This window comes from Bradyrhizobium diazoefficiens (assembly GCF_016616885.1).
GTDB lineage: Bacteria > Pseudomonadota > Alphaproteobacteria > Rhizobiales > Xanthobacteraceae > Bradyrhizobium > Bradyrhizobium diazoefficiens_F.
The window spans coordinates 5,124,174-5,137,650 of sequence record NZ_CP067102.1 but is presented as its reverse complement, the minus strand read 5'-3'; the positions used below and the strand labels follow the sequence as shown (position 1 = coordinate 5,137,650).

The 13,477-nt window shown below is 64.5% G+C and carries 12 protein-coding genes; 4 read left to right on the top strand and 8 right to left on the bottom strand.

The window, feature by feature from the left end; all coding sequences use genetic code 11:
* Positions 1-5 precede the first annotated feature (5 nt).
* Positions 6-293, bottom strand: coding sequence for an acyl carrier protein (locus JJC00_RS24190; RefSeq protein WP_094974763.1), 288 nt, complete (start codon positions 291-293; stop codon positions 6-8).
* A 256-nt stretch (positions 294-549) separates the two neighbouring features.
* Positions 550-894 (bottom strand): hypothetical protein, encoded by a 345-nt coding sequence (locus JJC00_RS24185; protein WP_200468412.1) that lies wholly within the window; start codon positions 892-894, stop codon positions 550-552.
* 303 nt (positions 895-1,197) lie between these two features.
* Here JJC00_RS24185 and JJC00_RS24180 point away from each other — a divergent pair, with 303 nt between their 5' ends.
* Positions 1,198-1,824 (top strand): ParB-like protein, encoded by a 627-nt coding sequence (locus tag JJC00_RS24180; protein WP_200468411.1) that lies wholly within the window; start codon positions 1,198-1,200, stop codon positions 1,822-1,824.
* A 16-nt stretch (positions 1,825-1,840) separates the two neighbouring features.
* Here the strand turns inward: JJC00_RS24180 and JJC00_RS24175 are convergent, their stop codons facing one another.
* The 4 genes from JJC00_RS24175 to JJC00_RS24160 form a co-directional block, all read right to left on the bottom strand.
* Positions 1,841-1,996, bottom strand: a complete 156-nt coding sequence (locus JJC00_RS24175) for a hypothetical protein (RefSeq protein ID WP_200468410.1) — start codon at positions 1,994-1,996, stop codon at positions 1,841-1,843.
* Positions 1,997-2,555: 559 nt separating this feature from the next.
* Positions 2,556-3,035, bottom strand: coding sequence for an MgtC/SapB family protein (locus JJC00_RS24170; protein WP_200468409.1), 480 nt, complete (start codon positions 3,033-3,035; stop codon positions 2,556-2,558).
* Complete coding sequence (locus JJC00_RS24165; protein ID WP_200468408.1) at positions 3,032-3,610, bottom strand: peroxidase-related enzyme; 579 nt, start codon at positions 3,608-3,610, stop codon at positions 3,032-3,034. The genes JJC00_RS24170 and JJC00_RS24165 overlap by 4 nt, the downstream gene beginning before the upstream one ends.
* A 131-nt stretch (positions 3,611-3,741) precedes the next feature.
* A complete protein-coding gene (locus tag JJC00_RS24160) occupies positions 3,742-5,481 on the bottom strand; it encodes an ATP-binding protein (RefSeq protein WP_200468407.1) in 1,740 nt (579 codons plus the stop codon).
* Positions 5,482-5,910: 429 nt separating this feature from the next.
* Here JJC00_RS24160 and JJC00_RS24155 point away from each other — a divergent pair, with 429 nt between their 5' ends.
* Positions 5,911-6,879 carry a catechol 2,3-dioxygenase gene (locus JJC00_RS24155; RefSeq protein WP_200468406.1) on the top strand — a complete coding sequence of 323 codons (969 nt, stop codon included), beginning with the start codon at positions 5,911-5,913 and terminating at the stop codon, positions 6,877-6,879.
* Position 6,880: 1 nt separating this feature from the next.
* Here the strand turns inward: JJC00_RS24155 and JJC00_RS24150 are convergent, their stop codons facing one another.
* Both JJC00_RS24150 and JJC00_RS24145 read right to left on the bottom strand, forming a co-directional pair.
* Positions 6,881-10,393, bottom strand: coding sequence for a molybdopterin cofactor-binding domain-containing protein (locus tag JJC00_RS24150; RefSeq protein ID WP_200468405.1), 3,513 nt, complete (start codon positions 10,391-10,393; stop codon positions 6,881-6,883).
* Positions 10,393-10,875 carry a (2Fe-2S)-binding protein gene (locus JJC00_RS24145; protein ID WP_200468404.1) on the bottom strand — a complete coding sequence of 161 codons (483 nt, stop codon included), beginning with the start codon at positions 10,873-10,875 and terminating at the stop codon, positions 10,393-10,395. The genes JJC00_RS24150 and JJC00_RS24145 overlap by 1 nt, the downstream gene beginning before the upstream one ends.
* Before the next feature lie 244 nt (positions 10,876-11,119).
* Between JJC00_RS24145 and JJC00_RS24140 the strand changes: the two genes are divergently transcribed.
* Together JJC00_RS24140 and JJC00_RS24135 are read left to right on the top strand one after the other, a co-directional pair.
* On the top strand, positions 11,120-12,577 hold the full coding sequence (locus JJC00_RS24140; protein WP_200468403.1) for a 6-hydroxynicotinate reductase: 1,458 nt from the start codon (positions 11,120-11,122) through the stop codon (positions 12,575-12,577).
* Positions 12,574-13,470, top strand: a complete 897-nt coding sequence (locus JJC00_RS24135) for a UPF0280 family protein (protein ID WP_200468402.1) — start codon at positions 12,574-12,576, stop codon at positions 13,468-13,470. Before JJC00_RS24140 ends, JJC00_RS24135 begins: the two co-directional genes overlap by 4 nt.
* Positions 13,471-13,477: the final 7 nt, after the last annotated feature.

Genomic DNA, 13,477 nt, shown 5'->3' with positions numbered 1-13,477 from the left:
CCCGATTAGGCGCCTGCGCCCTTGGCGGCAACCAGCTCGTCGATGCGCGCGCACAGGTTCTTCAGCACGAAATACTGCTCGGTGGTCGCCTTGCCGTCGTTGACCTCCTGGGTCCACTTTTCCAGCGGCAGCTTGATGCCGAACTGCTTGTCGATCGCGAACGCGATGTCTAGGAAATCCAGGCTGTCGATGCCGAGGTCGTCGATGGCATGGCTATCCGGCGTGATCGTGTCGCGCGGGATGTCGCAGGTTTCAGCGATGATCGTAGCGACCTGATCGAATGTGGAGGACATCACTAAGCCTTTGATATATTGCTGGTATTTGTCAGATATCCCAGAGTGGCACGGTGGGTGGGCATCGCGCCCCGAATGACGCCCTCTAACCCCCCTCTGGACGGATCGAAAGCCCGTATATCGGAGCGCCGCCCTGAGTTCAATGGAGCCGGACGGGAGTGGGGGACAGGGCTGGGGATGCCGTCCGGAGCGGTTTCGGCCGAGCTGACCAGCCAGCAGGGAGCTACCGGCGCCGGAGCCTGTCGACAGGGCCTGCCTAGATGTGCGGCGTCGTGACCCTGACGCAGTCCCGCCGGCCCATCAGCACGCAATCCTGGGTCCGGCGCAGATCGGCGATGCTGACGGCGAGCCAGATCCCGATCGCGGTCAGCGCGATGGTGAAGGCGAGCGCGGCGATGTTGGCGAGCATGCGATGGCGGAAGTCGTCCGGCTCATTGCGGGGCTGCTCATAACGCGACAGGTCGAGCGGTTTGGGGGCTGCTGCGTGCAGCGGCTGTACGACGCCGCTGCCCCGGTGGACCACAGGGGACGGCGTCGTGCGCGGCCTGAACTGGAGCACCCGGTGCTCGTCGTCCGAGGTTATGGGCCGCTGGGATTTCATGGGGCGGGGATCACTCCGAAGCAGCGATTTTTAGATAGCATAGGCGACACAGGGGTTGCAGAAAATCTTCTCACCGCGCACGTGCATTGCGCATTCGCATTATCTTTCCTGATCATTTTTCGAGCGCCGTTTTGCGCGCGGCGAGCGCTCGTCGGAGCGGGTTGTCATCCCGGCGTCAGGGACGCACGGGTTGCATTGCAACAACAATCGCCGCTTGCTCCGAACGCATGTTGCCGCCGCAACGCCCATGGCATAATCGGGAACCTGGACCGCACATTGCAACCGGAGAAGAGGCCCTCGACCATGACCAGCAACGCGCGCGAGCCGAGAGTACACCCGGTGCCGATCCTGTCGCTTCGGCCGACGCAGATGACGGTCGGCATGCGTGAGGTCAAGGAGAAGCGCAGGCGCTGGCGTGAGCACGGCAGGAAGAAGCAGTCCGACCTGCTTGGTACCCATATGATCCCCGTCGTCGCCGGCCCAGATGGGCGTTATTACGTCATCGATCACCATCATCTCGGCCGCGCGCTGCACGACGAGGGCATCAAGCAGGTGCTGGTCACGGTGGTCGGCGATCTCCGCATGGTCGAGCGCGAAGCGTTCTGGGGCGTGATGGACAACAAGCGCTGGGTCTATCCCTACGACTCCAAGGGAGAGCGTCGTCCGTTCCGCGATCTGCCGAAATCTGTCGCCGACCTCAAGGACGATCCCTATCGCAGTCTCGCCGGTGAGCTCCGCCGCATGGGCGGCTTCGCCAAGGACACCACGCCGTTCTCCGAGTTTCTGTGGGCCGACTTCCTGCGCCGCAAGCTGACGCGCAAGGCGGTCGATGCCAATTTCGACAAGGCGCTGGAGAAGGCTCTGGCCGCAGCCAAGAGCAAGGATGGGATCTATCTGCCCGGCTGGTGCGGCCCGGCGGACGACGATTGAGGCGCTGAGGCTCGCATCAGTCGCGCTGGAAGATCTTGGCGCCGGGGTAGACACGCCGGGCGTAAGTGACGACCAGCGCGCGATCCTGGGTTTCCAGGAAGGGCGTGCGGATCCGAGACGATCCGACGATGAGGTGCCACAGACCATTGAGCCTTTGGATGACGATTTTCATCTGACTGGTCCTCGAAACACTCCGCAGTTGAGCAAATCCTGCTTGTCGCGGCTGTCTTGCGACTCATGATCGTGATCGCGGGTGTGAAATTCCCCGATACCGCTCGCACCCGCTGCAAGACGACGGCGACTACTATGAGTTGTTTACGGCCTGCAACTTTGCGAGCCGGATCTCATCACAGCCGCTTGAGCGACATCATTTTCCGCGCCCACGAAGTGGTCCTGAAACAAAGCCGCCCCAACTATGGGGAGTAGTCGAGCTCACACAGGAGGCAGCAATGCGCCGTCTCGTTCTCGTAATTGCCTTGCTCGCGGTCGCCTCAGTCGGAATTTCGGCGTCGTTTGCCGCTGTTCACCAGGCCAGAACACTGACATTTGCCGAGCGTTTTGCGCCGGCGCTTCCGTTGATGGACAAGCGCTAGGCTCTCGCGCCATCATTTCGGATGTTGCGGACCCCGCAAGGAGAGCCGCCGCTCCATCTCCGCGGCGGCCTCGCCGTCGCGGACTTTCGCAACTGCGCGTCAGACCAATATGCGAGCGGAAGATTTGAGCAAAGACCGCTACGTTTGCCGGTGGTCCTCGTGGGGCTCGTCCCTGCCGCCGAGCATGCGGTGCACATGGCGCTCGATGCGGCGGCCGATCGTGAGCAGCACAAAGGCTAACGCCAGTGCGACCGCGACGGTCTTCCATTGCCCGACGCCGCACACGATTCCGAGGCAGGCTGCGAGGAAGGTGCAGGCGGCGCTGGTCAGGCCACGGACGCGAATTCGATCGCTCTCATGAACGATGACGCCGGCACCGAGGAAGCCGATGCCGGTAAGAATGCCCTGGATCACCCGGCTCGTCGCATCGGCGACCTTGCCGGGCTCGGAGAGTTGCAGCGCGAGCAGCACCATGGTCGCAGTAGAGAGGCCGACAATGCCGAGCGTCTTCAGCCCGATCGGCTTGCCATTCAGGTCGCGGTTGAGCCCGATCGCGCTGCCGGCAAGCGTCGCAACGCCGAGGCGCAGCAGGATTTCGGGCCAGTCGAGCTCGGTCATGTTTTGGGCAGTCGTCCCATCAGGTAGAATTCGTCATTCGGCCGCATGCCGGTGAAATTCGCCAGCCGGTTCGACAGCGCGAAGAACGCCGAGATCGCCGCGATGTCCCAGATGTCGTCGTCGCTGAAGCCGTGCGGGGCGAGGCTTGCGAAATCCTCCTCGGCGATCCGCTGCGCGTCCGCCGAAATCTTCATCGCGAAATCGAGCATCGCCTTTTGCCGCGGCGTGATGTCGGCCTTGCGGTAGTTGATAGCGACCTGGTCGGCGATCACAGGGTTCTTGGCGCGGATGCGCAGGATCGCACCATGGGCGATCACGCAATATTGGCACTGGTTGGCCGCCGACGTCGCCACCACGATCATCTCGCGCTCGGCCTTGGTGAGTCCGCCATCCTTCTCCATCAGCGCGTCGTGATAGGCGAAGAAGGCGCGGAACTCGTCAGGCCGGTAGGCCAGCGTCAAGAACACGTTCGGCACGAAGCCGCTCTTTTCCTGCACGGCGAGCAGGCGCGTGCGGATGTCGTCAGGCAGGCTGTCGATTGCGGGTGCGGGGAAGCGTTGCGCGGGCTTTGTCATGGGCATGGATTCCGGGCATGGATTCCGGCTAGGGGCCGGTAACCATAGTCGATGCGGGAGGCGGGCTCAACGTGCCCCACGCGCGCTGTCATCGCCCGATTCAATTCGGGCGATCCAGCGCGAGCCTGGCTCTACCGCAGCGGCTTCTTCAGCAGCGAGAAGCGGTCCGGATCGAGGCCCATCGAAGGCTGCAGCATCGGCGTCTCGGCCGGCGCCAGCGTCTTGGCCGGCGGCGCCTGGAACACCGGATCGTTCGGGACGTCGCGCTGCGAGGTGGCACCGCGCCAGCGCTCGAGCACGGCGCCGACGAAATGCATGTCATGGCCGGAGGTGACCGAAGGAACACTCGAGATGGTAGCTTCGCCGCGCGGCAATTGGTGCGGCGGCACCTCCTTGAAGCGCAGCCGTGTCGGCAGTGCGACGCCTTCGCCGAATGCCAATACCTCACGGGTGCCGAGCGAGGGCACGAAGGACAGCAGGTTCGCAGCCGCATCCGACACCGCGGCGCGCAGCAGCGCCTGGTCGCGGTCGTTGGCAAGGCGCATCGTGAACAGCGTGTTGCACTGGGAGATGATGGTGGCGTCCAGCTCGGCGGGGCGCTGCGTGATCAGGCCGAGATAGACGCCGTATTTGCGGCCTTCCTTGGCGATGCGCGACACCGCCTTGCGGGTCGGCCCGAAGCCGATATTGCGGTCGGCGGAGGCGTAACGGTGCGCTTCCTCGCAGACGAACAGCATCGGCGAGACGCCGTCGCTCCACAGGCCGAAATCGAAGGCCATGCGGCAAAGAACCGAAACAACGGAATCGATGACTTCCGCCGGGAAGCCGGCGAGTTGCATCACCGTCATCGGCTTGCCGTTGGCCGGCAGGCGGAACAAATGGCTGATCACCTCGGCCATGGTGTCGCCGCCGACATTGGCGTTGTCGAACATGAAGGCGTAGCGCGGATCGTTGCGGACCGCCTCGATGCGCGAGATCAGCTTGTGATAGATGATGCGCGAGGAGCGGTTTTCGAGCTTGCCCATGCGCTCGTCGATCAGCGAGATCAGATCGACCAGGCGGTACGGCACCGGGGTGTCGACGGTGAAGCCGATCTGCTTGGGGTCGATGCGCTTCAGGCCGAGGCGATCGGTGTTCTGGTATTGCGTGTAGATGCCCTTGGCGATCGGGATGACTTCGGCGAGGACGTCGAGCTCCTCGGGCACGCCGGCGCGGCCGCCGAACAGCACGTCGACGATTTCCTCGAAATTGAACAGCCAGAACGGCAGTTTCAGGTTTCGCGGGTTCAGCACCAGCGCGCGGTCGCCGAAGCAGCGGCCATATTCGTTGTGCACGTCGAGCAGGAAGATGCGCAGGTTCGGCCGCGCTTTCAGGATCTCGTTGAGCAGCAGCGAGACGCCGGTCGATTTACCGACACCGGTCGACCCCAGCACCGCAAAGTGCTTGGAAAGCATTTCCTCAATGTCGACATAGGCGACGACCGAACGGTCCTGCTGGAGGAAGCCGACATTGATCTGGTCCGACCCGGTCGGCGCGTAGATCGTGCGCAACTCCTGGCTGGTGATCAGGTCGACGGAATCGCCGATGGTCGGGTAATTAGTGACGCCGCGCTGAAACTTGGCCTTGTCAGCGGCGTTGAGAATTTCGCCGAGCAGATCGACCGAGGCGATCGCGATCAAATTGTCGCTGCTCGAGAGGTTCTCGCAGGATACCTCGGTGATCATGGCGACGATGACCGAGCTGGCGCAGCGGATGCTGACGAAGCGGCCGACGGTCGCCCGAACCTCCGAGATCGGCATCTGGCTTTCCGCCAGAAGCCCGACCCGAGCGAGCGATCCGCGTACCGAAATCACGCGTCCAAAGGATGTCACGATGGATGAACCTGAGAAGTCCGAGGAGTTTGACCCTGACTATGCGAGTCGGGGCTGCACAAACGGTTAAACGGGAGGCGTGGGCGCTTTGTTAAATCCGCGACAATTCGGTCGATAGGTTTGTTCCGGACGCACACTTGTGGGCGGAATCGGTCGGAAAATGATGCCTTGTTGGGCTTTTGAGCCCAAATCCTCTTAAGCAAGATTTTACCATTCAGGCAGTCCGTCGGCCGGACCGCCGTATGGAGCGGGGATCGGCGCCGATCGCGGACGGGGGGCCGCTTTGGTTTGTTGACGGGACCTAATCATTTGTACATTAGTACAAATCATTCCGCGGCCGCGTGCCGCCCGACGCACCCATAAGCATTGCGCCCCGCGCCCGATTGCGCGATTCCGTGAACCGGATCGCCACGCCTTTGGAGGATACCCGTGCAGCCCGAACCGATCCTCGATCTCGCCCATCTCGGCCATATGGAGCTGCTGACGCCGAAGCCTGACGAGAGCCTGAAATTCTTCGTCGACGTCATGGGCATGACGGTGAGCGGGCAGAAGGGCGCGTCAGTCTATCTGCGTGGCTGGGACGATTACGAGCGGTACTCGCTCAAGCTGACGGCGTCGAAGTCATCAGGCATGGAGCACATGGCGCTCCGCGCGCGCAGCCAACAGGCGCTGGAGCGCCGCGTCGCCGCGCTGAAGGGCTCGGGCTTCGACATCGGCTGGATCGACGGCGACATGGGGCAGGGGCCGACGTTCCGCTGCCGCGACCCTGATGGTCATATCGTCGAGCTCTATTACGAGACCGAATGGTATCAAGCGCCGCCGGAGCTCAAACCCGCACTGAAGAACCAGGCGCAGCGCTTTCCCGCGCGCGGCGTCAATGTCCGCCGGCTCGACCATCTCAATTGTCTGGCCGTCGACATCAAGGCCAATCGCGAGTTCTTCGAAAACTATCTTGGCTGCCGCCTCACCGAGCAGATCGTGCTCAATGACGGCCGGGAAGCCGCGATGTGGCTGACCATGTCGAACAAGAGCTACGATTTCGCCTATTCGCTCGACCATTCTGGCACGCCCGGCCGCTTCCATCACGTCACCTACGCCCTCGACAGCCGCGAGGAGATTCTTCGCGCCGCAGATATCTTCCTGGAGAATGGGGTGCACATCGAGACCGGCCCGCACAAGCACGCGATCCAGCAGACCTTCTTCCTCTACGTCTACGAGCCCGGCGGCAACCGCGTCGAGGTCGCCAATGCCGGCGCGCGCCTCATCCTCGCGCCGGACTGGAAGCCGATCGTGTGGACGGAAGAGGAGCGCAAGAAGGGCCAGGCCTGGGGCCTGAAGACGATCGAGTCCTTCCACACCCACGGCACGCCGCCGGTGGAAGCGAAGAAGCACGGATAACCTAATGCGTTGAAGCGCGCACGCGCGCGATTGTCTCGCGCACGCCCGTCCATGCCGGCTTGTCGGGTGCAAACTGCTGGCGCAGGAAGCTGACAAGTTCCTCGACCTGCGCGTCGCTCATGCTGGCTTTGAATGCGGGCATATAGCCGAGATCGCTGGAGGCGGGGTCGGTGATGCCGTGCAGGATTACCTGCACGAGATTGTCCGACCTCGTGCTGTGCAGATTGCTGTTGAGGGCGAGCGAGGGACGGCTGCCGAACAGCGGCAGGCCGCCGACCTGGTGACAGACCGCGCAGGCGCCCTGATAGAGCCGCGCGCCGGTCGAGGACGCGACGGTGACCTGCGTCGCGCTCTCCAGCCTCGCCGCCAGTGCGGGCGCGTCGGCCGCGGTGTCGTTGAACGAGCCGAGATAGACCGCCATCGCGCGGATGTCGGGATCGGGCAGGGCTTTGAGATCCCTGACGATCGGCGCCATCGGGCCCGCCGCGACGCCGTGATAGCGCGAATGGCCTGTGCGCAAATAAGCGAACAACTCATCATCGCTCCACGGGATCGGCGCATGCGAGAGCGAGGTCAGCGGCGGCGCCTCCCAGCCCTCGGCAAAGCCGCCGGCGAGATAGGCCCGCCGCTGCTCGGCGCCGAGCGCATTGCGCGGCGAATGGCAGGCGCTGCAATGGCCGAGGCTCTCGACGAGATAGGCGCCGCGATTCCATTGCTCGAACTTCGCGGGATCGGGTTCGAACTCCTTGGTCTTGTGGAACAGCGCGTTCCAGCCCGCAAGCAGCGGGCGCAGAGTAAAGGGGAAGGCCAGATTGTTCGCAGGTGCCGTCGCGCGCACCGAGGGCTGCGCCATGAGATAGGCGTAGAGCGCCTGCATGTCGGCATCATCAGTCTTCGAAAAGTGCGTGTACGGGAAGGCGGGGTAGAGCTGCCGTCCGTCGCGATGCAGGCCCTCGCGCATCGCACGCTCGAAGGCGGGATAGGACCAGGCGCCGATGCCGGTCTCGATGTCGGGCGTGATGTTGGTCGAATAGATCGTGCCGAATGGCGTCTCCAGCGCGCGGCCGCCGGCGTTGAGCACGCCGCCTATCGTGGTGTGGCACTCCGCGCAATTGCCGAGTGCCGCCAACTGCTCGCCGCGTGCGATCGTCGCCGCGGAATAAACTGATGCGTCGGGCCGCGCGATCGGCGCAATGGCGCGGCCCGGCAGCAGCGCGGCGCCGATGCCGATCGCGGCGGTGCAGACGGCCGCGATCGTCGCGACAATGCCGGCGCGCTTCGCGAACGGATTTTCCCAGATGCGAGGCGGTGGCGGCGCAGCGGGCGCGGACAGGGCTTGCGGCGTCGCCGGCACATCACCGTGCAATCCTCTGAGGATACGTTCCGGCGTGAACGGAGGCTCGCGAAAGCGCACGCCGGTCGCATCGAAGATCGCGTTCGCAATCGCCGCCGCGCTCGGGACCGACGCGGACTCGCCGACGCCGAGCGGCGGCTGGTCCGGCCGCGGCAGCATCAGCACGTCGATCTTGGGCACATCGGGGAAGGGGATGATCGGATAGGCGCCCCATTCCCGCGCCGCCACCGCGCCGCGCTCGAACGAGACCTCTTCCATCAGCGCGCGGCTGGTGGACTGGATGACGTTGCCATGGATCTGGTGGCGCACGCCGTCCGGATTGATCATCAGGCCGGAGTCCTGTCCGGCGACGACGCGCGTGACGCTGACGTCGCCGGTGGTCTTGTTCACTGCGACGTCGGCGACCCACGCGGACCAGGCGGCGCCGTAGCCGGGAAATTTGCTGTGGACGTAGAGCGCATAGGCAAAGCCGCGCCCGTGCACGATCTCGCCGTCCTTCTCCTCGCGAACCGGCCGTGGCGTCCAGCCCGCACGCTCGGCGACCGCATTGACGAGATCGACGGCGCGCTGGTCTTTGAGATAGCGCAGGCGATATTCGATGGGATCGATTCCAGCCTCGGTCGCAGCCTCGTCAATATAGGATTCATGCGCAAACGTGTTCGGCAGCGCCGAGACGCCGCGAAACCAGGAGGCGCGCACGATTGGCGCCATGTCATGCGCGACGACGCGCAGGTTGTCGTAATCATAAGGCGGGATCGCGGTGCGGTCGCCCATCTGGAGCACAGCGGGGTCGGCCGAGATGCGACCGGTCAGCAGCAGCGCCAGCGTCGGTGCCGCATTCGAGGGATAGCGCGTGGCGAGATCGTAACCGGCGATGCCGCCGACGGCATCGAGGCCGCCGTTGACGTCGATGAGCTGTGCGGTGCCCTTTGGCTCCCAAGCGTGCTCCTGCTCGCGCGTCAGCTGCACCCGCACGGGCCGGCCGACTGCGCGCGACAGCAGCAGTGCATCGGCCGTGACGTCATCGGCGCAGTTGCGGCCGTAGCAGCCGGCGGCCTCGAGCCGGATGACTTCGACCTCGCTGTCCGGACGCTCGATCAGCAGCGCGAGGTCGCTGCGCAGCACGTGCGGGTTCTGCGTGCCGGACCAGACGCGGACATTGCCGTCCTGGAAGTCCGCGACCGCGCAGGACGGGCCGATCGAGGCGTGCATCTGGTACGGCCAGACGTAGGTGCGCTGCATCGGCTTGGCTGCGCCCGAAATGGCAGCATCGACGTCGCCCTTGTCGATCAGCGTGCGTGGCGTCGACGGACGGGCGCGCAGCGCGGTCTCGACATCGGCGAGCTCGGTGAGCTTAGGCGTCGGCTTCCAGCTCACCGTGAGCTGCTCCGCTGCGCGAATCGCATTCTCCTCGCGCTCAGCGACCACGCCGACGAAATCGCCTATGTGCACGACGGCCACGAGACCGGGGACATCGCGCACCGAGGCCTCGTCGACCGCGATCAGGCTGGTGCCGACGAAGGGACCTGCATCGACGCCGGAGTAGGGCGGGCGCACCACGCGGCCGTGCAGCATGCCTGGCACGCGGACGTCGTGCACGAAGGTCGGCTCACCCGTGGCCTTGGCCGGAAGATCGACGCGCGGCATCGACTGGCCGACGATGGCGTAGTCGCTGGCGGCCTTGACGGCGACGTCATCGGCAAGCTCGAGGCGAATGGTCTCGCCACCGATCAACTCGCCATAGCTGACGCTGCGGTTATGGCCTCGGACGAGGCCGTCTTCGATGGTGAGATCGGCCTCCGGCAGCTCCAGCCGCTCGGCCGCGCGTGCGATCAAGAAGTGCCGCGCTTGCGCCGCGGCCTTGCGCAAAGGCACGGCAGTGATCTGGATGGTCTCGCTCGCAATCGTCGCGCCCTGGTTCGGCACAACAGCGGTGTCGCCGAGCACCACAACGACGCGCGCAAAGGAGACATCCAGCTCCTCGGCGACGATCTGGCCGAGCGCGGTGCGGATGCCGGTGCCGAGATCGACATGGCCGTTATAGGCGCTGACCGAGCCGTCCGAGGTTATCCGCACGAAGGTTTCGGATGTGACTTCGTCCACGGTGCGGACGACGACGAGCGAGCCTCGCTCAACTCCGTTCGAGAGAGGAGAGGCCATCAATCACGGACCTCGGCGAGCTGGCCCGATGCGCGCATCACGGCGCGCAGGATTTCCACATGCGTGCCGCAGCGGCAGAGATTGTAGCGCAGCGCCGCGAGCGCTTCCTGCTCCGTTGGTTGCGGGTTGATCGCGAGCAACGCCTTGGTGGTCATGATCATGCCGTTGAGGCAGTAGCCGCACTGCGCCGCCTGCTCATCGATAAAGGCCTGCTGCACCACATCAGGCTTGTCGCGGGTGCCGAGGCCTTCGAGCGTCACGATGTCGCGTGCGGCGCAACCACTGATCGGAATCACGCAAGAGCGTGCAGCCGTGCCGTCGATCAGGACAGTGCAGGTGCCGCATTCACCTAAGCCGCAACCGTATTTCGGGCCGTTGAGTCCGAGATCATTGCGCAGCACATAGAGCAGCGGCGTCTGGCGCTCTGCCGTGACGTCCTGGATCCTGCCGTTCACGGTGAGGCGGATCGGTGCCTGCGTCATCCTCGTTCCCAAACCCTGCGATCGCAAAAATTCTACGTCGCGACGATACCGTTTGTACACAAACGTGCAAGCGGCCATGCCGCAGTGCAGCGCAACTGCCCGCTTTGTGGACAAGGCGGGGAGGCAAATGAGGTTTTATTCGGCAGGCGCGCCTTTTCGCGCGTGGCGCCGCTTGACAGTGTTCGGGACCGCGCGCAACATCGTTCGTATACGAATGATAACCGCACTGTCTTCCGGCTTTGACATGGTGATGGAAACAACAAGCGCTGCCACCGACAAGATCCGCTGCGATGCCTGTCCGGTGATGTGCTACATCAAGCCGGGCGCGGCAGGCGCCTGCGACCGCTACGCCAATCACGACGGCAAGCTTGTCCGGGTCGATCCGCACATCATTCTCGAACGCACGGTGTCGCAGGGTGGCAAGCTCGTGCCGTTCAGCCGCACCGAAGACTGGGACGGCAAGATCGTCCACGGGCCCTCGACCTTCGTCACCGCGATCGGCGCGGGCACGACCTATCCGGACTACAAGCCGGCACCGTTCATCGTCTCGTCCGAAGTCGACGGCGTCGACATGGTGACGGTCGTCACCGAGGGCATCTTTTCCTATTGCGGCATCAAGGTGAAGATCGATACCGACCGCTATCTCGGCCCGGAAACCGCGACCGTACGCGCGCAGGGCGAGGCGGTTGGTCATGTCACCACCAGCGAATATGGCTCGCAGATGCTGTCGCTCGGCGGTGTGCATCATCTTACCGGCGGCTCCAAGAAGGAAGGCCGCGTCACCTGCGACACGCTGATGGATCTCGCCAATTGCAAGGCGGTGGAGCTCACCATCGACGGCGGCGCCAACGTGGTGGTGCAGGCCGGGCAGCCGCCGATCGTCAACGGCGTGAAAGAGGAGCGCATGCGCGTCGGCTGCGGCTCGGCGACGATCGGGATGTTCGCCAAGCAATGGCACGGCAAGGTCGACGAGGTCGTCGTGGTCGACGACCACATCACCGGCGTGCTCAGCGAGCACCAGGCCGGCAAGCTGCTCGACATCGCCGACACCGGCATCAAGATGAAGGGCCGGCGTTCGACGCCCGGCCGCTATTTCCAGGTCGCCGATCCCGGCACGGGGTGGGGCGGAACCAATATCTCCGATCCGCTGGCCATCCTCGGTCCGTTCGACGCCAAGGAGGCCAGGCCCGGCCTCTCCATGCTGATGGTCTCCACCACCGGCGAGCATTCCTCTTACTACGTGCTCGACGAGGCCTTGAAGCCGGTTGAAACGGAAATGCCTGATGACCTGAAATTCTCAGTTGAGCGCATCCAGGAGAACTGCGAACCCGCGCTGTGCACGGTGCTGTTCATGGCAGGCGCCGGCGGCTCGTTGCGCGCCGGCGTCACCGACAATCCGGTGCGGCTGACGCGTTCGGTGAAGGACGCGCTGACGCGCGTCACCAGCGGCGGTGCGGCGGTCTATGTCTGGCCGGGCGGCGGCATCACCTACATGGTCGATGTGACGCAGATGCCATCAGGCGCATTCGGCTATGTGCCGACGCCGGCCCTGGTCGCGCCGATCGAATTCACGATGAAATTGACCGATTATGCCGCGCTCGGCGGACACATGGACTATGTGAAGCCACTGTCCGAGGTCAGGGGCGGCGACGATGTCCGTCAGCTACCCTGGCAGCACCCGATCCCGGGACGGCCAGCATGATACGGCTCCCGCAAATCGCATTGCTGTCTGATGGCCGGCGGCTGCATTTGCAGGATGGACCGATTGATCTGATCATTGAGGCGAGGGGGCGCGAGCGCGAGGTGCGCGCGGCCTACGCGGCTGCGGCGCGCCGCTTCACCGGGCTGCTCGACGAGCTCTGCGCGGAACTGCCGGAACTGAGGGCTGCTGCTGAGAAGATGACGTCGCTGAAGGGCGTGGTGGCGCGTCGGATGCACGCAGCTGTCGCGCCCTATGCCGCCGATTGTTTCATCACTCCGATGGCTGCTGTTGCCGGCAGCGTGGCGGAAGAGATTCTCGGCGCGATGCTCGGCGCTGCGCCGCTCGACCAGGTCTACGTCAACAATGGCGGCGACATCGCACTGCACCTCGGACGGGGCGAGCATTTTTCCGTCGGTCTGCTGGATCGGCCGGACCGCGATGGCGTGATGCGGACCATGAGGGTCGATGCTGATGATCCGGTGCGCGGCATCGCGACCAGCGGCCGCCATGGCCGCAGCTTTTCGCTCGGCATTGCCGACGCGGTGACGGTGCTCGCGGCGACGGCCTCGCAGGCCGATGCGGCGGCGACGATCATCGCCAATGCCGTCGATCTGCCCGGGCATCCCGCCATCATCCGGCAGCCCGCAAACGAGCTTCAGCCCGACAGCGATCTCGGCACGCGCCTCGTCACCCGTGCGGTCGGTGAATTGTCGCAGGCTGAGATCGCCGCCGCGCTCGAATCTGGCGCGGAATGTGCACGGCAACTATTCGATCGCGGATTGATCGAGAGTGCCGTGCTGCGGCTTTGTGGTGATATGCTTGTCATCGGAACCAGGGATATAGAAGAGCAGCGACCGCGCCCGCTTGTGCTGGAGAACGCGGTCCGTGCCTGAACAGGGA